This window comes from Streptomyces sp. NPDC001231 (assembly GCF_042896885.1).
Lineage (GTDB): Bacteria > Actinomycetota > Actinomycetes > Streptomycetales > Streptomycetaceae > Streptomyces.
Genome location: NZ_JBIAXS010000048.1, coordinates 22845 through 41429 on the forward strand (window position 1 = coordinate 22845; position 18585 = coordinate 41429).

At 67.9% G+C, this 18585-nt stretch carries 17 protein-coding genes and 6 pseudogenes; 12 read left to right on the top strand and 11 right to left on the bottom strand.

Annotation, left to right across the window (positions count from 1 at the left end):
- Window positions 1-224 precede the first annotated feature (224 nt).
- The gene (locus tag ACFY3J_RS36630) at window positions 225-908 is read right to left on the bottom strand and encodes a CatB-related O-acetyltransferase (protein ID WP_384183179.1); all 684 of its coding nucleotides are present in this window, start codon (window positions 906-908) and stop codon (window positions 225-227) included.
- Window positions 909-1500: 592 nt separating this feature from the next.
- Between ACFY3J_RS36630 and ACFY3J_RS36635 the strand changes: the two genes are divergently transcribed.
- Window positions 1501-2241 (top strand): SDR family oxidoreductase, encoded by a 741-nt coding sequence (locus ACFY3J_RS36635; protein ID WP_384183182.1) that lies wholly within the window; start codon window positions 1501-1503, stop codon window positions 2239-2241.
- A gap of 219 nt (window positions 2242-2460) precedes the next feature.
- Here the strand turns inward: ACFY3J_RS36635 and ACFY3J_RS36640 are convergent.
- The 3 genes and pseudogenes from ACFY3J_RS36640 to ACFY3J_RS36650 form a co-directional block, all read right to left on the bottom strand.
- Window positions 2461-2769 (bottom strand): annotated as a pseudogene (locus ACFY3J_RS36640) (transposase); the annotation flags it as partial.
- Window positions 2760-2960 (bottom strand): annotated as a pseudogene (locus ACFY3J_RS36645) (helix-turn-helix domain-containing protein); the annotation flags it as partial. The pseudogenes ACFY3J_RS36645 and ACFY3J_RS36640, both read right to left, overlap by 10 nt.
- A gap of 562 nt (window positions 2961-3522) precedes the next feature.
- Window positions 3523-4449, bottom strand: coding sequence for a zinc-binding dehydrogenase (locus ACFY3J_RS36650; RefSeq protein ID WP_390842685.1), 927 nt, complete (start codon window positions 4447-4449; stop codon window positions 3523-3525).
- Between the two features lie 330 nt (window positions 4450-4779).
- Here ACFY3J_RS36650 and ACFY3J_RS36655 point away from each other — a divergent pair, with 330 nt between their 5' ends.
- Window positions 4780-5334, top strand: a complete 555-nt coding sequence (locus tag ACFY3J_RS36655; RefSeq protein WP_384183188.1) for a TetR/AcrR family transcriptional regulator — start codon at window positions 4780-4782, stop codon at window positions 5332-5334.
- Between the two features lie 322 nt (window positions 5335-5656).
- Here ACFY3J_RS36655 and ACFY3J_RS36660 read toward each other — a convergent pair whose 3' ends face one another.
- Both ACFY3J_RS36660 and ACFY3J_RS36665 read right to left on the bottom strand, forming a co-directional pair.
- On the bottom strand, window positions 5657-6724 hold the full coding sequence (locus tag ACFY3J_RS36660; RefSeq protein WP_390842695.1) for a fatty acid desaturase family protein: 1068 nt from the start codon (window positions 6722-6724) through the stop codon (window positions 5657-5659).
- A gap of 70 nt (window positions 6725-6794) precedes the next feature.
- Window positions 6795-7913: a ferredoxin reductase gene (locus tag ACFY3J_RS36665; protein WP_390842687.1), complete on the bottom strand. Its 1119-nt coding sequence runs from the start codon at window positions 7911-7913 to the stop codon at window positions 6795-6797.
- An 881-nt stretch (window positions 7914-8794) separates the two neighbouring features.
- Here ACFY3J_RS36665 and ACFY3J_RS36670 point away from each other — a divergent pair.
- The 4 genes and pseudogenes from ACFY3J_RS36670 to ACFY3J_RS36685 all read left to right on the top strand — a co-directional run bounded on the left by ACFY3J_RS36670 (window position 8795) and on the right by ACFY3J_RS36685 (window position 10810).
- The gene (locus ACFY3J_RS36670) at window positions 8795-9367 is read left to right on the top strand and encodes a dihydrofolate reductase family protein (protein ID WP_384183194.1); all 573 of its coding nucleotides are present in this window, start codon (window positions 8795-8797) and stop codon (window positions 9365-9367) included.
- Window positions 9368-9615: 248 nt separating this feature from the next.
- Window positions 9616-9889 (top strand): annotated as a pseudogene (locus tag ACFY3J_RS36675) (IS6 family transposase); the annotation flags it as partial.
- A 34-nt stretch (window positions 9890-9923) separates the two neighbouring features.
- Window positions 9924-10429: pseudogene (locus ACFY3J_RS36680) on the top strand (carboxymuconolactone decarboxylase family protein).
- 72 nt (window positions 10430-10501) lie between these two features.
- Entirely contained in the window at window positions 10502-10810 is a 309-nt protein-coding gene (locus ACFY3J_RS36685; RefSeq protein ID WP_384183196.1) for a GNAT family N-acetyltransferase, read from the top strand.
- A gap of 59 nt (window positions 10811-10869) precedes the next feature.
- Here the strand turns inward: ACFY3J_RS36685 and ACFY3J_RS36690 are convergent, their stop codons facing one another.
- The 4 genes and pseudogenes from ACFY3J_RS36690 to ACFY3J_RS36705 all read right to left on the bottom strand — a co-directional run.
- Window positions 10870-11637: a transposase gene (locus ACFY3J_RS36690; protein ID WP_390842696.1), complete on the bottom strand. Its 768-nt coding sequence runs from the start codon at window positions 11635-11637 to the stop codon at window positions 10870-10872.
- 481 nt (window positions 11638-12118) lie between these two features.
- Entirely contained in the window at window positions 12119-12829 is a 711-nt protein-coding gene (locus ACFY3J_RS36695; protein ID WP_390842688.1) for a DUF4232 domain-containing protein, read from the bottom strand.
- Window positions 12830-13222: 393 nt separating this feature from the next.
- Window positions 13223-13635, bottom strand: a pseudogene (locus tag ACFY3J_RS36700) (alkaline phosphatase family protein); the annotation flags it as partial.
- Window positions 13635-14021 (bottom strand): annotated as a pseudogene (locus ACFY3J_RS36705) (transposase family protein); the annotation flags it as partial. The pseudogenes ACFY3J_RS36700 and ACFY3J_RS36705, both read right to left, overlap by 1 nt.
- 1 nt (window position 14022) lies before the next feature.
- Here ACFY3J_RS36705 and ACFY3J_RS36710 point away from each other — a divergent pair.
- Window positions 14023-14229: a hypothetical protein gene (locus tag ACFY3J_RS36710; protein ID WP_390842689.1), complete on the top strand. Its 207-nt coding sequence runs from the start codon at window positions 14023-14025 to the stop codon at window positions 14227-14229.
- A 37-nt stretch (window positions 14230-14266) separates the two neighbouring features.
- A complete protein-coding gene (locus tag ACFY3J_RS36715; protein WP_390842690.1) occupies window positions 14267-14515 on the top strand; it encodes a hypothetical protein in 249 nt (82 codons plus the stop codon).
- A gap of 130 nt (window positions 14516-14645) precedes the next feature.
- Here the strand turns inward: ACFY3J_RS36715 and ACFY3J_RS36720 are convergent, their stop codons facing one another.
- Complete coding sequence (locus ACFY3J_RS36720) at window positions 14646-15281, bottom strand: hypothetical protein (RefSeq protein ID WP_390842691.1); 636 nt, start codon at window positions 15279-15281, stop codon at window positions 14646-14648.
- Between the two features lie 199 nt (window positions 15282-15480).
- Between ACFY3J_RS36720 and ACFY3J_RS36725 the strand changes: the two genes are divergently transcribed.
- From ACFY3J_RS36725 to ACFY3J_RS36740, 4 genes are all read left to right on the top strand, one after another.
- Window positions 15481-16209 (top strand): helix-turn-helix domain-containing protein, encoded by a 729-nt coding sequence (locus ACFY3J_RS36725; protein WP_390842692.1) that lies wholly within the window; start codon window positions 15481-15483, stop codon window positions 16207-16209.
- A 96-nt stretch (window positions 16210-16305) separates the two neighbouring features.
- A complete protein-coding gene (locus tag ACFY3J_RS36730; RefSeq protein WP_384098232.1) occupies window positions 16306-16860 on the top strand; it encodes a dihydrofolate reductase family protein in 555 nt (184 codons plus the stop codon).
- Between the two features lie 235 nt (window positions 16861-17095).
- Window positions 17096-17554 carry an NUDIX domain-containing protein gene (locus ACFY3J_RS36735; RefSeq protein ID WP_384183212.1) on the top strand — a complete coding sequence of 153 codons (459 nt, stop codon included), beginning with the start codon at window positions 17096-17098 and terminating at the stop codon, window positions 17552-17554.
- Window positions 17551-18297, top strand: coding sequence for a Nif11-like leader peptide family natural product precursor (locus ACFY3J_RS36740; protein WP_384183215.1), 747 nt, complete (start codon window positions 17551-17553; stop codon window positions 18295-18297). Before ACFY3J_RS36735 ends, ACFY3J_RS36740 begins: the two co-directional genes overlap by 4 nt.
- The last annotated feature ends 288 nt before the right edge of the window (window positions 18298-18585 follow it).

The following is an 18585-nucleotide window of genomic DNA, read 5'->3' on the forward strand; positions in this document are numbered from 1 at the left end:
CCAAACCCCATAACGTGATTGCAGTACTAGCGCCGGTCGTCCACCGAATGCAGGAAATCCGCATTGGCGCCGATGCGGCATCCGCCTACCGCGGGCGTTGCAGGAGCCGTACAAGTACCGCGTGTGTGGTATTCAGCCAACCATCCACGCGCTGGAGCCGCCCGCGCAGACGCCCGACTGAAGGCTGATCAAGCCCGCTGAGCGGCAAGCGGATGGATTCCGCGTCAGCCCTGGGTCAAGACTCCTGTCGCATGCCGGCCAGTTGCTGAAATCGAGGCGTCCCATGCCTGGGACGCCTCCTCAAGGGCGTCGATGCTGGATCCGCAGATCACCGACCGGAGAGCATTGAACTTCTCGTCGCTCCACTGGTAGATCTCCAGCGCCAGGAGCCGGTCGATGGCCTCTGGGGTGAAACGTTTACGGACTTCCCTGGCCGGAGCGCCAGCCACAACGGTATAGGGCGGCACATCACGAGTGACCACACTTTGAGCAGCGATGACGGCACCCTCACCGAGTGTCACGCCAGGCATGATCATGGCCCGCATGCCGATCCAAACGCCGTCCTTGACCACCGTGTCGCCCTTGCCCAGGTAAGCCCTGACGCGAACGTCATGGAAGGGGTAGAGACTGAACCAGTCTGCGCGATGGATGTGGTTGCCACCCATGAGGAGCACAGCTTCGCCTCCGATGCACACGTAGTCTCCGATGTGCAGTTGGTCAATGGGCCAAGCGGGCTCCCAACCCGTTCGACTGTATTCGTCTCCGTAGAGGTAGCGCACCACAGACTGCTCGAAGTCGCCGGACCAGGCGTGACTGTAGTAGCTGTGGGTGCCTCGCACGTGGATGTTGGGGTTGGTTACGGCTTCATGAAGGTACTGCGGCCTCGACCAATGACGGTCATTCGACATGTTCGTTTACTCTCAGCTAGTAGCGGACGGAGTTTCCCCCCGGTGGGTAGGAATCCCAATGGCCTGCGCACCACGTATTCCCCGTTCCCGGCTGACGCCGGCTCGAAAGTTCACACCAGCTCATGCGGCTGCTGTGAACGCCCAGGTGCACACGTGAGGAATATCCACATCCCTCACAGACACGCGCGCTTCTCCTTCCTTTTCACTCCAAAGGAGCGGTTGAGCGGTCAGTTGGCCGAAACATCGTGGACTACGGCCGCTGGCGTTTCCACTACCACCAGATGCTCCATACAGTTCCCTTGGAGGGGCCGGATGTGTCTCGACCGGCCGCACCTTGCGTGGTCCGAATGGAGCCATCAATTTGGCGCTCGTTGCCATCCGCTGCCAGAGTCGGCCTCGGACTGCAACGATGAACCTGAGGAGGAGAGTGATGTCACCCCCCTGAAAATCTTCGACATACGCAAGGGGGCCTGGAATTATTTCATCGGATAGCGCCCCACTTTCACCGAATTCATTTGTTGCGATTCAGGTGAATCCGAGATGCAAACCGCCACTCAACGACCTCACACAGCGTCGATGGAGAAAAGAGTTCATGAGTCCAAATCCTTCCCCTCGGGTCGGCCTGGTGACCGGCGGGTCCGGCGGCATCGGCCGCGCGATCGTCAGGAGGCTGGCCAAGGACGGCCTGGCTCTTGGCGTGCACTACGTCAGCAACAAGGACGAGGCCCACCGCTTGGTCGACGAGATCACCTCGGGCGGCGGGCGGGCGATCGCCGTTGGCGGCGACGTCGCCGACGAGTATGCGATGGCCGGCGCCTTTGACGCCGTCGAAGCCGCCTTCGGCGGCATCGACGTCACGGTGCACGCTGCCGGCATCATGCGGCCCGGCCAGATTGCGACCCTGGACCTAAGTGACCTTGACCAGATCCATCGCACGAACATCCGCGGCACGTTCGTCGTCGACCAGCAGGCTGCCCGACGGCTCCGCGCCGGCGGGACGATCGTCAACTTCTCCAGCTCGCTGACCCGCACCCAGTTTCCCGCCTATGGCGCGTACGTGGCGAGCAAGGCGGCCGTCGAGGCCATTACCCTGGTCCTCGCTCGCGAGCTGCGTGGCAAGGACATCACTGTCAACGCCGTCGCCCCCGGCCCCGTGGCCACTTCGCTGTTTCTCGATGGTAAGGAGGAGGTGGTCATTGAAAACCTCGCCAACGCGGTGCCACTCGAACGTCTGGGGCGTCCCGAGGACATCGCCGAGGCGGTTGCCTTCCTCGCGGGACCGGCCCGCTGGGTCAATGGCCAGGTCCTGTTCAGCAACGGCGGTCTTGCCTGAACAGTGTTTAACCTCGAACTTGCATGAGGTCCGTCAGCTTGCTGCGGACCGGGCCTTCACCCCGAGTCCTGCACACGGTCATGCGGCTGATGTCAGCGTAGTTGATATTGTTCTGGACGCTGTTTCGTAGGCGTGGACGATGCCGGCCTCATCGATGTCTCCCGTGTCGTCCTCGACTCCGCCCACGTGAGGGCTAAAAAGGCGCCTCTATCCGCTTCGTCAAGCTGTGGCGGGGGTCGGGGGCTCGTAGAACGTGCCGTCTCGGAGCACGGCGAAGAGCACGTCAATGCGCCGTCGGGCGAGGGCGATCGGAGCTGCGATGTGGTGCTTTCCCTCGCGGCGCTACCTGTCGTAGTAGGCGGGTGACTCCGGTTGTGAGAGTGACGCGAACGCGGCGAGGTAGAAGGCGCGTTTGAGCTGCTTGCAGCCTCGTCGGGCGGGGTGTTCGCCGCGGATGGAGGAGCCGGAGGTGCTGGTGACCGGTGCCAGGCCGGCGTAGGCGGCCAGGTGTCCGGCCGTGGCGAAGTCACTGGGCGGCTCGATCGGTCGCACATACCGCCTTCGCCCTGTTCACGGTAGCGGTCGGCCCATCGCTTCGCGGTGGTGGGTGAGACCTGGAAGCGTTCGGCCGCCCGGCGTAGTGGCCGGCCGTCGCGTACCACGCAGAGGGCCAGGCGGAGGCGGCCGGTTTCGGTCAGGTGTGCATTGCGGTGAGGCATGGTCTTTCTTGTTCTGCGTAGGGAAGCGTGCGGGCTCGTGAGATCCCGGACGGCGAAACAGCGAAACCCGCGCGCAGATGGGCCTGTTCAGGGCCGTGTGCGCGCAGGTTCAGGCTTGAGGGCGCGGTGTCAGGCGCCGGTGAGTCCGCGGGAGGCGTCCATGAGGTGCTGGGTGGTCGTGGCGTCCAGGGTGATCGGGGTGCGCTGTTCGAAGCGGCCGGGCTTGCCCCAGTAGTAGGGGTGTGCCAGTCGTCGCGCCGTTTGCCGACAGGTGCTCAGCCTTGACCAGTTACGGTTTCACCCGACCGTCGGCCCCGGGCACCCGTCCGCTGCGCGCCCCCGCCGTCCCGGATGAAGTAGACGGCGAGGACGGGCGGGGAGGGGCTGCCGGTCCAGAGCCCCTAAGCGATCCAGCAACCGCCCAGGTCATCCTTCCGCCGAATGGCGTCCTCACCGTCACGAGCGCGAGCGGCCCACGTCAGCTGGGTTGATCTTGTGCTGGGTCCGGTCGCATCCGTGCTGGCCAGCCGAGTCGGAGCGGGCTCGGCTGGCTCAGAAGGGTTCAGCCGACGCCGAGTACCGCCTTGCCCCGTAGGCGGCCCGCTGCCATCTCCTTCAGCAGCGAGTCCGCGCCGGCCCAGTTGTCGCGGCGACCAATCTCGACCTGGAGCTTCCCTTGCGAAGCCAGGTCCAGTAGCGCGTTCATGTCCTGGGCGTCACGACTCCCGTCACCGTCGCCGTAGACGAAGTGGCGCAAGGTCAGAGAGGCGCCCCCCTGGACCTGCCGGAAGAAGTCCAGAGTGATGGGCTTGCCGCTGGCCTGACCGAACCAGAAGAACTGGCCGCCGGGGCGCAGCTTGTGGGCTGTCTTCGACCCCAGGTCGCCACCCACGGACTCCAGGACGATATCGAAGGCAGTGTCCTCGACGGCATCAATGTCGAGAGCGATCTTGGCGCCCAGCGCCGCCATGTGGTCGGTCGGCTGGCCCTGCGCGGCAACGGCGGTGATCTCGGCTCCTTCCGCAACAGCGAGCTGGATGAGGACCTGGCCGACTCCGCCTCCCACGCCCGTGGCGAGAATCCTGCGCCCCTTCAGAGGGCCGGCGAGGGCGAGGAGTCGCTGGGCGACCAGCCCGCCCAGGGGGAGCGCGGCCGCGGAGGCGGAGTCCACGTTGTCGGGGATGACCGCGAGGCGGTCCGCCGAGGCGGCGACGTATTCGGCGGCGCCTCCTCCTGAGGGCAGGTGGAGGGCCACCCGGCTGCCCTCCGACGGTCCGCTGCCGTCCACTGCGGCCTCCGCGACCACCCCGGCCGCGTCGATACCGGGGCGGAACGTGGTCGAAGGGTCGCTCAGGTACAAGAAATCCGCCCGGTTGAGTGCGACGTCGGTCACCCGGATCAGCGCTTCGTGGCGCTGCGGGGTGGGGAGATCGACCTCCCCTAGCTCGGCGAGGGTCTCCGGGTTGCCGGTCGGGATGAGCGCGCGCATGAAAGCACCTTCCGCAGAAATGGTAGTACACCTACCGTTTCACCGTAACGCACGAAGCGGTAGTGGAACAACCGGATCGGTCTGCGGTGCGACTGTCGGAGGGTGGCCTCACCCGCCGCGAATCCCGTGAATCGGGGCGCGCCGCCTGGGTGGCGGGTCTGCTTTGGCGAGGATGGTGCGGGCGCCTGGCGCCGCGCGTCTGCACTCTGGCGGGCGGGACCGAACGGCCGCACCTGTCGGAAGAAGCGGTAGCATCACTACCGAATCCATCGTGCTACCGAGCGGGGCAACCACTACCGCCTCGGTGGGTGTCCCGATCAGGAGCCTGGATTGACCGCCACGTCACCGCGTGCACCGCGCAAAGATCAAGTTCGCAACCGGCGGCGGCTGCTCGATGCGGCCCGCCTGGCCTTCGCCGAGCAGGGACCCGACCTGAGCATCGAGGCCATCGCCCGGACCGCGGGAGTGGGAGCAACCACCTTCTACCGGCACTTCGCGACCAAGGACGACCTTGTCCTCCAGCTGCTGGAGGACTTGGCGCGCGGCGCATGCCAGGTCGCGGAGGAGGCCGCTGCCATCGCCGACGACTGGGAGGCCTTCTGCGCGGTGTTCACCCGCGGGTGCGTACTCGATGACGCGGGGCTGCGGTTGTTCGACGCTCTGTGCAAGACGAGCCCGCAGGCGGCCGAGCGGGGGAGGACTCTCACCGCCTCCTTGATCACCCCGGTCGCCGACCGAGCCTGGCAAAGCGGCCAACTGCGCGGGGATGTCACCGCCGAAGACGTGGCGGCGTTCATGCGCATGGCCGACTCGGCCTCAACTCCCCGGCAGCGTGAGAGCGCGCACGAGGTGATGCTGGCCGGCCTGCGCACCCCGGCCGAGTAGCGGCATCCTGTTCCTGGCTGGCTGGCCCACTGCTCGTAGGACCAGACGGCGAAGACCGCGCGCAGCCTGGTGGCCCGTCCTGTCGCCGGAGGCGGCGGCCTCCGCAAGGCCGCCCTGCCGCGTCCCCATGCTCGTGCGCCAGAGCTCAGTGCGGCGCCAGGAAAGCAGGAGGCTCGGCGCGCGTGGCTGGGGCGCGGTCGGAAGGCTCGCCCGGCGGCACCTCCAGTGGCCCGACCACGGCAGGTGGCCGGCGCCAGATGCAGGTGTCACGGCAGGTGGGACCGGCCCCTGCCCAGGTGACCGGCTGCCCTGGTGTCGTGATCTATGAGCCCGGCAGTGCCATGCGCCAGATGCGTGCCCAGACGGAGGCGTACTGCCGTACCAGCCGCCCCGTCGTGTAGGGAACGCCGTGCTTCTCGCACAGTGCGCGCACCCGTGGGGCGATCCTGGCGTACCGGTTGCTGGGCAGGTCGGGGAAGAGGTGGTGCTCGATCTGGTGGCTGAGGTTGCCGGTGAGGATGTGAAAGACCGGGCTGCCCTCGATGTTGGCGGAGCCGAGGGCCTGGCGCAGGTACCACTCGTCGCGGGTCTCACCCTCGATCTCGTCCGCGGTGAACGACTCCGCGCCGTCGGGGAAGTGGCCGCAGAAGATGACGGTGTGCGCCCAGATGCTGCGGGCCGTGTTGGCCGTGAGGTTGCCGAGCAGACAGGGCAGTGCCGAGGGGCCGGCCAGCAGCGGGAACAGCAGGTAGTCCTTGCCGGCCTGCCGGGCGGCCTTGCGGAGCATGTCCGTCAGGTCGCCGAGGAAGACGCGCAGCGGTTTGCGGCCGTCGAGGACAGCGTCGTGTTCCAGGTCGTACAGCGCGATGGTCCACTCGAAGACCGGGGCGATCGCGGCAGCGTAGAAGGGCTGGACCAGGTGGGCGGGGTGCCAGGGCTGGTCCGCGCTCATACGGAGGATGGTGTAGCCGAGGTCGCGGTCGCGGCCGACGACGTTGGTCCAGGTGTGGTGGAGGTCGTTGTGGGTGTGTTTCCACGCCGCGGACGGGGTGGGAAAGTCCCATTCCCAGGTGGTGGAGTGGATGGCCGGGTCGCGCATCCAGTCCCACTGGCCGTGCAGGATGTTGTGGCCCAGCTCCATGTTCTCCAGCACCTTGGCGACGGTCAGCATCGCCGTGCCGGCCAGCCAGGCCGGCGGCAGCAGGGAGACCGCGAGCGCGGCACGCCCGCCCACCTCCAGACCGCGCTGTACGGCGATGAGGGTGCGGATGTAGCGGACGTCCTCGGCCCCGCGTTCGGCGAGGACCTCGCGGCGGAGGGCGTCCAGCTCGCGGCCGAAGGATTCCACGTCGACGGGGGCCTCGGGGGCGATGGATCGGACGGCGTGCAGGGTCATGGGATCGCCTCTCACTCTCTCGGTACGGTGGCTGCGTGAACGGGCCGCGCAGATCTCGCGGGTCTCACAGGTCGAGGGCAACGGCGCCCGCGGCGGCCGACACGCAGGTCTGGACGAGTTCGCCGGGCTCGCCGCGGACCTCGCCGGTACGCAGGTCACGGACCCGCCCCGCCACGAGGGGGCTCACGCAGCTGAAGCAGATGCCCATACGGCAGCCGCTCGGCATGAGGACTCCGGCGGCCTCGCCGATGTCAAGCAGCGGGGTGTCCACACCCGCGTCCGTCTCGACGTCGCTGCGGACGAAGCGCACCCGGCCGGGCGCGCCCGCGCGGGCCGGGGGAAGCAGCGCCAAAGGACGGAAGCGTTCGAGGCGCAGCCGGTGCCCGCTGCCTTCGCGCTGCCAATGCTGCTGGAAGGACTCGAGCATCGCGTCGGGGCCGCACATCCAGGTGTCCCGCTCGCGCCAGTCGGGGCACAGTGCGGACAGTCGGCCCACCGTGAGGTGCCCGGCGGAGCGGGTGCGGTGCTCGTACAACCGGAACCACGGGAGCCCGGCGTGCAGTGCGCGCAGCTCCGCCCCGAAGACGGTGCGTTCGGCGTCCGGCGCACTGTGCACCATCACCACATCCACGTCCGCCGTGTCGTGACCCCCGGACCGGGCAAGGGCGCGCAGCATGCTCATCACCGGCGTGACGCCGATGCCGGCCGTAAGCATCAGCACCTTCCCGGGCAGCGCCCCGGCCGGCAGGACGAACTCCCCTTGGACCGGGCCGAGCCGCAGCACGGTGCCAGGGCGCACGCGGCGCGCCAGGTGCGTCGAGACCCGGCCGCACGGAAGCGCCTTCACGGTGATGGCGAACGGCTCTCCGGGGCGCCCCCCAGGGGCAGAGGAGATCGAGTACGTACGCCAAGTGAGCACCCCGTCGATCTCGGCCCCGACCGGCACGTACTGCCCCGGCCGGTGTCCGGACCAGCCGCGCCCCGGCCGGATCACCAGGGTCGTGACCTCCGGGGTCTCCTGCAGCATGGCCTGCACCCGCCCGGCCGGCCACCTTGCCGACAGGAGGGGGTCGAGCAGCGCCAGATAGTCATCGGACAGGAGCGGAGTGGTCAGCCGGCCCGCGGCCTGGTGCGCGAGCCGCCCCGCTTGATCGCGCAAGGTGGAGAGAACGGGCAACGCCATGCTCTGGATTCCTTCCTTCGCCTTGGTCGCGGGGTTCGATCGTCGGCGGTCCAGCCCGGTGAGATCCAGACACCACAGTGAGGCGTTACTGTCCCGTCCGGGATCAATCGTGCGCCAGTCGTACGCACTCCGCGAACCGGTCGGGCGCGTCGGCAGGATCACCCGATGGGCTTAAGGCGATGGTTGAAGGACCGACCGGGAGGGGTGAGCCCGGGCGGAATCGATCCCCGGCCGCGGCCGCGCCGCCCATCCCGCCCCGTCCCTTCCTCTCACTCCAGCCAGGGACATGGGCGAAAGCGGCCGCAACGGGGATGTCATAGCGGCAACAGATGACGCAACAGTAGGCGCAACCCTTGTCGCAACCCGGCTCCTGCCGGCTCCCGCCGGCTCCGGGCGGGCCTTCATGCCGCCCACGCTGCTCCTTGGGTGCGGGCCGGTTGCCGCAGCTCGGAGCGCGCCACCGGCACTGAGCGGGCGGGGCCTTCGTGTGTCGCTGCGGCTCCGCTGGGGTTCCACGGCTCCCGGGCGGTTTCGTTTGGATCACCGAGCCGGCGACATAAAGATGCCCGTGATGCGGAGTCTGGCCAGTTAGATGGTGGCGGGCTTGTCGTAGTGGATGACAATGCCGCGCCACTGCTTGAGGCGGGTGATGCATCGGTCGTTGCTGTTGCGCTGCTTGTAGGTCTCGCGGTCGGGCACGTGTGGCTTCCCCGAGATGATCCGGATGGTCGAGGCCGCCGGGAGGCGAGCGAGGAGCGATGAGTTTTTCCGCGATCCGCAGTCATCCAGTGATAGTTGGTGCACTGCCGCCCCGAGGTCGGCCGAAGCGTGCACCGGCCGAACCAGCTGAGAACCAGCCACAAGACACCAGGAGACCTGAGATGCGTACCCTGATCAGCACCGCCTTCGTCTCGCTCGACGGCGTCGTGGAGGCCCCGGGCGGCGAGCCCGGTTACCGGAACTCGGGGTGGACCTTCAAGGACATCGAGTTCCTCCCCGAGGCATTCGACATCAAAGGCCGGGAGCAGAAGCAAGCCACCGCGATGCTGATGGGCCGGGTCAGCTACGAGGCATTCAGCCCGGTGTGGCCGGGCATGAAGGACTTCGCCGACTACAAGGTGATGCCGAAGTACGTCGTCTCCACCACCCTCACCGGGGACGACCTGGTTTCGGACTGGGGCGAGACCACGATCCTGCGCTCGCTCGACGAGATCGCCGCATTGAAGGAGACCGAGGGCGGCCCGATCATCGTCCACGGCAGCGCCGCCCTCAACCAGAACCTTTCAGACGCCGGCCTGATCGACCGCTACCACCTGCTCGTCTTCCCCCTTCTGCTCGGCGCGGGCAAGCGTCTGTTCAGCGACACGGACAAGGACACCCAGAAGCTGAAGCTTGTCGAGCACGAGGCGTACGCCAACGGCCTGCAGAAAAACGTCTTCGACGTCGTCCGCTGACGATGCTCCCGCGCTCGCCCTGCCTCGACCTGAGCGACCGCGCCCACGGACGTGGCACCCGTCGGAAACGACCTGCTCGCGTCCTACGCCACAAATTCGTTGAAGAAGTCCAGCGAGGTGTCGGCGGCGAAGCCCCCTGATGGCAGAGGTGTTCGGTGTGCCCGTCGCGGAACCCGCCAGAGGGCACTGTCACATTGGCGAATGGCGTGGGAGGATCTTCGAGTTGATCATGGTGGAGGGGATCGTCCGTGGGGAGCGCGTCGCCGTCGTACAGGGGGCACCGGTACCCGGTCGAGGTCATCTCCCACTGCGTGTGGCTGTACTTCCGCTTCCCGCTCAGCTTCCGCGGGGTCGAGGAGTTGATGCTCCAGCGCGGCGTCATCGTCTCCTACGAGACCATCCGTCGCTGGTCCGCCAAGTTCGGCCAGGCCTACGCGAACGGACTGCGTCGCCGCCGGCCCCGGCCCGGGGACAAGTGGCACTTGGACGAGGTCTTCGTGAAGATCAACGGGGAGCAGCCTTTCAACCTCAGCATCCGTTCAACGCGACAGACATCGTGCTTGGCCCCGCTGTACAGGAGCAAGGTGCTCGACGGGTCTACATCGACAAGGCCTCGCCCGCGTCGTACCAGGCGTTCCGGCGGGCCGCCAAGGCGGTGCACACCGAGGCCGTCGCGGCTGGCCTCAAGCCTGCCCTGCTGGAACTGGTCAACGTACGCGTCTCCCAGCTCAACGGCTGCGCCTCCTGCCTCAACGTCCACATCCGGGCGGCCCTGCGCGCCGGGGAGTCCCCGATGCGCCTGGGGTCCTGCCGGGCCGGCGGGACACGGAGGTGTTCACCGTACGGGAGCGGGCGGCGCTCAGCCTGGCCGAGGCGGTCACGCACCCGGAGGACGCCGCCGCGCTGGAGCCGGCGTACGGGGCGGCCCGCGAGGTCTTCACCGAGGCCGAACCCTCCGCCGTGATCTGGACCGCGATCACCATCAACGCCTTCAACCGGGTCTCCATCCTCGGCAAACACCCCGTACGCTGGACCGCCACGCCGCGGCCGGTGCCCCGCTGACCGTACGAACCCCTCCGGACCTACGTTTACGGATGGCCGGACCCTCCCGCCCTACTGCTCGAAAGGCCCACGATGACCATCGAAATCACCGACTCCCCCGACACCCATCGCTACGAGGCCCGCGTGGACGGGCGGCTCGCCGGGTTCGCCGAGTACCTGCGCACCAGCGAGAGCGGGCTCATCGTCTTCACCCACACCGAGGTCGACCCGGAGTTCAACGGGCAGGGCGTCGGCTCGGCACTGGCCCGCGCGGGCCTGGACGCCGCGCGGGCGGACGGGCTGCGGGTGCTCGCCGTGTGCCCGTTCATCACCGCCTGGATGGCCCGGCACCCCGACTATCAGGACCTCGCCTACCAGAGCCGCAGCAAGGTTGCGGACTAACGACGCCCGTAAGCGGGTGTTGGGCCATGGCTGGGATGGACTTGGGCCGAGGTGGGTGCTTACCCAGCGAGCGCCAGGTTGTGCAGTCGGGCCACACCGAGGACGGCTTGGTGGACGCCGTCGCCGCGTAGTCGGCAGTCGCGGAGGATCTTGTAGGTCTTCATCCGGGCGAAGGCGTGTTCGACACGGGCTCTGGCGCGGCGGTGGACGGCGTTGTCAGCCTGCTGCTCAGGTGTGAGTGGTCGGTCTTTGCGTGGCCAGTGCGGGATGAGCGCAGGGGTGCCGCGATAGCCGCCGTCGCCGAGTACGGGCGCGTTCTTCGCAGCTCGGTCCAGGCCGGATTCCCGGTAGGCGCGGGCGTCGTGACGGTTGCCGGGCAGGGGCCGTCCAGCCGCTACGACCAGCCGGGTGTTGGCGTCGACGACGACTTGATGGTTGGTGAAGTAGCGGTAGTTCTTGCAGGAGGCGGCCACGCTCCGGTCGCGGGTCGGGACCCGGGTGCCGTCCACGATCAGCACTGTGCCGGTCGGGTGCCGGCCCCGGACGGGGGACAGCGCCAGAAGCGGGGCGATGTCGTCGATGACCCGGTCAGCGGCGGACTTCGAGATCCCAAATAAAGGGCCGAGCTGCCGCATCGTGAGGTTCGTCCGCCAGTCCACCACCAGCAGTATGCGGTCCTCCAATGACAAGGCCCGTGGCCGTCCGCCGGTGGGCTTGCCGCCGCCCCGACGCCGTACGAGCCCCACGAGCTTGCGGAACTGCCACCCGTTCAGTCCCGCGAACAGGCCCACCCACTGCGTCTCAGCCGCCGTCACCACCACACCCAGCGGGCCGGCGAGCTCGTCCTGGACGACGTCGTCGGTGTCCGGGTCGTCGACGGTGCCCGGCGCCGTGTCGGCGAGCACCTGGCCGATGCGCTCCCATTCCGCAAGCTCCGCCTGGCCGCGCTCATCGTCGGCCAAGTGCTCGTGCCGCGAGTCCTGGCGCGCCTCGAACCGGGCTTCCTCGAAGGCGGCCGCGACGGCGCAGGCGTCCATGCCCATCGCGCGGCTGGTCGTCTTTGGTTTCGATTCGTGGTGCGCCAGCGGGAGGGGGCCGAGGCCAGGGCGCTGTACGGCGGCCCGCCGAATACGTGTGACTGAGCGTTGCGATTGGCCAGTTGAGCGTGTGGGTGGGCAGGGTAGGGCGAGCGGGATCCAAAGGGCGGTCTCCGGTGATCTCGCCGAGTCACTGGCCGCCGGGGAGCCTTGCGAGTTGCTGACCGTAGACGTGCTGCAAGGCGGTGACGCGTCACTGGCTGACGGGCCGTCAGAAGTCGTACGGCTTCTTGGTGCTCCAGTTCAGCACGTCGGCCTCGTTCCAGCTGAACTGCGGCTTCTGGCCCCTGGTGTCGACGGAGTAGAAGGGGCCGTGGTGACCGTCCGCGCCGCGCAGCGCGATGGCGAACGAGTGCGCCGTGTGGTTCTTCGAGCCGTAGTCGAAGAGGTTCACCGCGCTGTATGCCTTGCCTCCGGGCCGGAGCGTGATGTGCTTGTCGCCGCCCGGGTTGTCCTTCTTCGAGTGCGGCAGTGCGGCGCCGTCGACGTCCTCGCCGAGCTTCACGGCCGGGTACGAGGTGACCCAGCATGGCTTGGCGCCCTCGTTCGACGCGGTGACCAGCAGGTGGTCGCCCTGCTGACCGGCGAACCGGTGCACCGCGGTGACCAGCATCTCGTCTCCGCGGCACTGCTGGGCGCCGGCCGTTGTGCCCTTGCTCACGGCCTCGTCCGTCCCGCCCGAGGCGGTCGCCGAGCGCGCCCCCTCCTTGGTGTCACCACCGCTGTTGGCCTGCTCCGCGCTGCCCTTGCCGTCCCCGTTGGACGCGGGCCGGCTCTGCGCGGTACCAGCGGCGTGGTCGCCGCCCGCCGCCTTCGAGCCATCGTCGGCGCCGCCGCAGGCGGTCAGGCCCAGCGCCAGCGCGGCGGTGACGGCGGCCAGGGTGGCGGAACGGGCGGTACGGCGGGCACGGTGCGTGGTCATGATGAAAGCTCCCCCATGGTCTGTCAGGACGCGGCGTCTCCCCCCTGCTCCTGCAGGGCGACCGGCCACATCGACTGTTTCGCTGCACCCCATGAGATGACGCCGGGGCGGGCGTAGTTCACTCGGGTCTGTCCACATTCGGTAACAAGGCAACTGGGCGCAGGCACACCGGTGTTCACGCCGTGCCCGTCATCGGTGCAGCGCCTCCGGCTACTGCAGCACAGAGGAGGCCACCAGGCGCTCCCGCCCCGTCCGCGGAACACCGCCAGTGCCGCCCCGGCCAGCGCCGGTGATGTCACGCCGAAGAGGCGGAGGCATCGGTGGTGGCGGCGGTGTTCTCCATCGCCGGATCCGGCGTGATGCTGATGGTCAGCGGCGCAACGTACTTGATCGGACCGACGTGCTTGATCGAGCCGTCCGCGTTCAGCAGCACCTGCTTGTTGTTCGGGTGCCGGAAGTCGAACATGCCCTTCAGCGAGCCGGCCGTGGCATCGAGGGAATGGTCGCCGGGGCGGCCGATATGCCCGTTGTCCTCGAGGAACCAGGTGATGGACGCCTGGTCGGTCAGGGTGTGGTCGACCTTGTTGACCTTGCTGTACGGCGAGACCACGAGCAGCGGCTGGCGGGTGCCGGGGCCGCAGCGGTCGGCGTAGCCGCCGGATGTTGGGGCCCTTCTGGCAGGCGGGGCTGTCGGTGGCCTTGCCGTTGGAGTCGAGGGAGGTGTCCTTGGAGTCGTTGCGCGGGGCGACGTAGGCATGGTCGTACCAGCCGTCGGAGTCGTCGTAGGCGATGACGACCGCGGTTCCTGGGCGTAGGCGAACACGCCCGACAGGGTCCGCAGGCGCAGACCGGACCGGTCGGGGACCGCGCATCCCCGACCTGCCAGGAGGGCCCGGATCTCTCCGATCGCGCGGATGGTTGAGTGGTCGACGCCGAACCACAGCCCCAGCACCGAGTGCGGGAGATCGTGCCGCAGGTGGATGAGGGTGACCACCAGCCGGTCGACGAAGACCAGCTGATGCCGGGCACCGGCTCCCGCCGCCCGCTTACTCGGCCCTCCCCGTGCCTCGTGACGGCGACCTTCAACACCGGCCTGCCACGGCTGGGCCAACTCCTCGATCAGGCAGGCCAGATGACGTCGGGAGATCGCCGTGAACAGCGGATGTGCCAGGACCGCCCGATTGACGTTGATCGTGACGCACCCGCAGCTGCTGGCCGTCTCTGCGACGTCGAACCGGTCCAAGGGCGATCAGGGCCCGGACGAGTGGCAGCCGCCGTCCAAGACCTACTGGTGCGCCTACGCCCGGACCTGGGTGTCCGTGAAGGCGACGTACGAGCTGTCGGTGACCAAAGCCGAGAAGAACACGCTCACCGAGATGCTGGGTACCTGCTCCTCATGAGCGACCACGGCCCCCAGCAGGACGACTCATCGACGAGGTGAAAGCCGGGCCCGGCGGCGCGATGACCGACGAGGTCGGCGTCATCACCGGCGAGCTCACCGTCACCACCAGTCTCCTGCCCGACGGGCGCGCCGGTATCGCGATCCAGTACACGGACGCCGACGAGTGGTACACCCTCACCGGAAGCCCGGTCCCAGTGCCGCCGGAGGGCATGACCGTACTCCATGCACAGGTGCAGGAGCGGGTCCGGCGGGGTCGCGGGTCCGAAGCGCCCAGCCGCCCGTGAGGGCGGCGGGCCGTCGGGGTGGAGGGACCGAAGGAATTCGCTGACCTGCTGAAGCGCGGCTCTTGTCGTGCGTAGCTCCCGCATCCGCTCGTGAGGATTGGCCCCCGTGCGTCGGATGTTGTCGGACCCATCACTCGCGAGAGGCGGTGGTGAGCGGGAATCCTCCGCTGCCGCCGCCCCGCATGTCCTCCATGTCGAACGGGTCTGCGTCGGCCCGGACGGCATGGATACCGAGCCGTCCCCGGCCCGCGGGGGCGCCCTCGGCGGCGCTGATCCGGTACTCCACGGTGCGGGTGCCCTGGGCGGGCAGGTCCTGCGCACCGGAAGCGCCGGTCAACGGCTGGTAGTCGTTGGCCACGACCAGTTCGACGGGGTGCCAGTCGCCGTCGGGGGCCTCGCGCCGCTCCACCGTCAGCTTGGGTGGCTGCTCGCCCGCGTAGTTGGACTCGATCTGCGCGGAGAGCGCGATGTCGCGGAGTGCCTTGCCGGTGGTGTTGCAGAGCTTGACGAGGACGGTCTGCGGTTCGCCGCCGGGGCGGACGGTGATGCCTTCGCGCGGGCCGGCGGTCGTGGTGATCAGGTGGCCGTTGGCCTTGTCGGCATCGGTCAGCTTTGGACAGGGCTTGGCCTGGAAAGCCGCGAAGTCGGGATTCGGCGAGCTCTCACCGTCTGCCAGGGCTGACGGCCCCTCGCAGGCGGTGATGAAGAAAATCGCCGCCCCCGCCGCGGCAACGGCGAATCTGGCCCAGCGCCTGTCTGCGTGCACGGATACCCCTTCTCATGGATCACTCGTTGGTGATCATCATGCCTGAAGGCCGCTCATGGTTGCGCCGCGAGGAAGGTGCCGTGACCGCCTCAGCAGGAGCTGAGGCCGAGCCGCGCCGATCCTCCCCGCGCATCTCGCACGCGCTCTGGCCGTCCGGACGACGTGACACACTGGCGGCTCAGGCAGCGGTGAACGGGGGATGATCCGGTTGGGTCTGGAGATCGAGAGCCGGCCGTCGGAGCTGCCGTACATCGAGCGGGTGTGGCGCAGCCGCAGCGACGACGTGGGCCGGATGACGTCGATCGCGACATCGCATTGGGAGCTCGTCTTCTGGGAGCACCACGGTCAGGGCCAGGCGGCCGTACTGGGCCCGGAGCCCAAGGCCTGTCTGGCCCCCGTCCCCAAGGACGCCACGTTCTTCGGCATCAGCTTTGCCCTCGGCACCTCGATGCCGCACATACCGATCAGCCAGCTTGTGGGCGGTAGCGCGGAGATACCCGACGTGACGCGGCACTCCGTCTGGCTGAAGGGCTCCGCTTGGCACCCGCCCGACTACGACAACGCGGAGGCGTTCGTACGGCGCATGGTGCGTGAGGGCATCGTGGACTGCGACCCGATTGTGCCCGCCATGCTCGACGGCGCCACCCTCGACGTCTCCGAGCGCACCCTCCAGCGGCGCCTGGTCGCTGCGACGGGCCTCACCTGGGGCGCCATCCGGCAGATCCGCCGCGCCCGCGAGGCGGCGGTACTGATCCAGGAGGGTGCGCCGGCCCAGGACGTCGTGCACCGGCTGGGTTACTTCGACCAGCCGCATCTGGCGCGGTCCTTGACCCGGTACATCGGCCGGACCGCCACTCGGCTGAGCGCTCCGGACAGGGCGGAGCCCCTGTCGCTTCTGTACAAGACCTCAGCTTCGATACCCGCATAGTCTTCCTGGCGTAGCCGACGGGGTCGGCTCGTCCCGGTCAGAGGGCCGTCCTGGCCGGGACCGGGCAGACGACCCCGAACTCATGACGGAGGAATCATGCGCAAGGTCGTTTCGGGTCTGTTCGTCTCGCTCGACGGTGTCGCCCAGTCGCCGAACGAGTGGCAGTTCGCTTTCGACGAGGAGATGGGCGCGGCGCTGGGGGAGACGCTGGAGACGGCCGACACGATTCTGCTGGGCCGGGTGACCTTCACCGAGTGGGCCGGGTACTGGCCGACGGTGACCAGCGGCGAGGACGCCGGCTTCGCCAAGTGGATCAACGATTCGCCCAAGTACGTCGTCTCCTCCACGCTGGACAGTGTCGAGGACTGGGCGAACAGCACGCTCATCAACGGCGATCTGGCGGCCGCGATCGAGGAGCTCAAGGCGGGCGAGGGCAAGGACATCACCGTCGCGGGCAGCCCGACGCTGGTGCGTTCGCTGCTGGAGCAGGACCTGCTGGACGAACTGGTACTGCTGATCCACCCGGTGGTGGCCGGCGAGGACCGCAAGAAGCTGTTCGCCGACGACGCCACCCTGAAGAAGTTGCAGCTGGTGAGCGCCCGGCCGACCAGCAGCGGAGTGATCATCGCGACCTACCGTCCGACGCGCTGAGCGCTGCTCGGCGCGGGCTTGGTACAGGGACGGGCAGGAGATCGATCCGCTTGTCCATGTCGAGGCGGAACGTGCCGTACGGGTTGATGTTCCCCAAGGCCGGTTGGCTGCGACGGCGGGCGCGCTACTTGCTGTGGAGACCACTGGGTGACCCATCCGCGGGCGTTGGGCATGTCGACCTTCGCGGAGGGGTAGCCACTGGTACCTCGAAAGCAGCGCGATGGAACGGGGGGCCATGCAACTTCCAGACAGCCTTCGCCTCATTGACGGGCGGCTGATCTTCCCCGACTCAGTGTGTGTCCTTCATGTGAGCGGTGCAGGCGAGATGCTGCTGGTTCGCCAGGACCGTGCGACGCACGACCGCTACACCCTGGAACTGCCCGGGGGGAAGGTGGAAGAGGGAGAGTCGCACGTTGAGGCCGCCTTACGTGAGCTGTTCGAGGAGTCCGGATGCGTTGCTGACGACGCTGAGGAGATCCTCACCCTCGACATGGACTTCTCGGTATCCGTACACCGGACACATCTCGTACGAGTACACAAGCTCGTTATGGGCGCCCGTCATACCGCGGAGTTCGGTCTGGTGTGGATGTCGGTCGAGGAGGCGCTCGGCCAGGTGTTGGAAGGAACGCTCACACATGCGCCCACGGTGGCGGGAATCCTGCTCCTGGCGAGAGAAGGCCGGGCGGAGCGGTGAGCGTGCTGATGGACGGGGTGCCGTCTGTTGCATCGGAGGTTGTTGGCGGCCTGCTCCTGGTCGTGGGTACCGCCACCGCACATCGCATGGCCGGAGCGTGGAAGACACGGGCAGAGCGAAGGATTTGGCGGCCCATCCTGAAGAACGGCCGCCCTCTGAGACTGGTACTCACCTGTCGGGAGGGGCCGCTTCCTCGTAGCACGCACCGTGCGAGCATCAACGAGGTCAGGGTCCTGCTGGAGTTCACTCCGACCTTCGAGAACATCGGCATCGAATACAAGATCACGGACTCGTTGGAAGCTCCGGTCTCAGAGCTTTCCTCGGCGAATTTGCTCATATTGGGTGGCCCGGCGGTCAACGACGTCTCCCGGCGGACCTTCGACGCCATTCAGGACACCTTGCCTGTGGGCATCAGCTTGGACGAGGTCGCCATCACCATCGCCAACCGTAGATACGCGCCCGAGTACGGCGCTGGAGGCCAGAAGGTGGTCAAGGACTACGGCTTGGTAGTGCGATGCCAGAACCCCTTTGATCCCTCGCACAAGACCGCAGCCTTCGTCGTGATGGGCTGCCACGGCTTCGGCACGGCTGGCTCAGCGCAACTTCTGAAAAACCCAAGTCTGGCAGCTCAGTTGGCGGCGGAAGTAGACCAGCGCGACTTCGTAGCCATTGCTGAAATCCGGGTCCACGGGTACGAGTACGACACCCGGATCATTGAGTCCTTCCTCTTTCCGCGCCGCTAGAGTGGCTACGTATGTGACAACGGAGAGCGTTCTTCGACAGATACGGACAGCGCCTGCTTGGTCGGGACGCTTCAATGTTGCCGAGCTCTGAGAGCGCCCATGCGGCGTGCCGCCCCGAGTGCCTGGTCACGGCGACGGGGGAAGTCGCGGAGCGGGGTTCGAGGGACCGGGTGGGTTGGCTGTCATACCCCGCTCCTAGTAGGGCTTGGTCAGGTCGGGTGTGGTGGTGCGTGTCCTTCTGGGCCGGTGTGGCGTTGGGAGTGTGTGACTCCGGACGAGGTTGCTGTG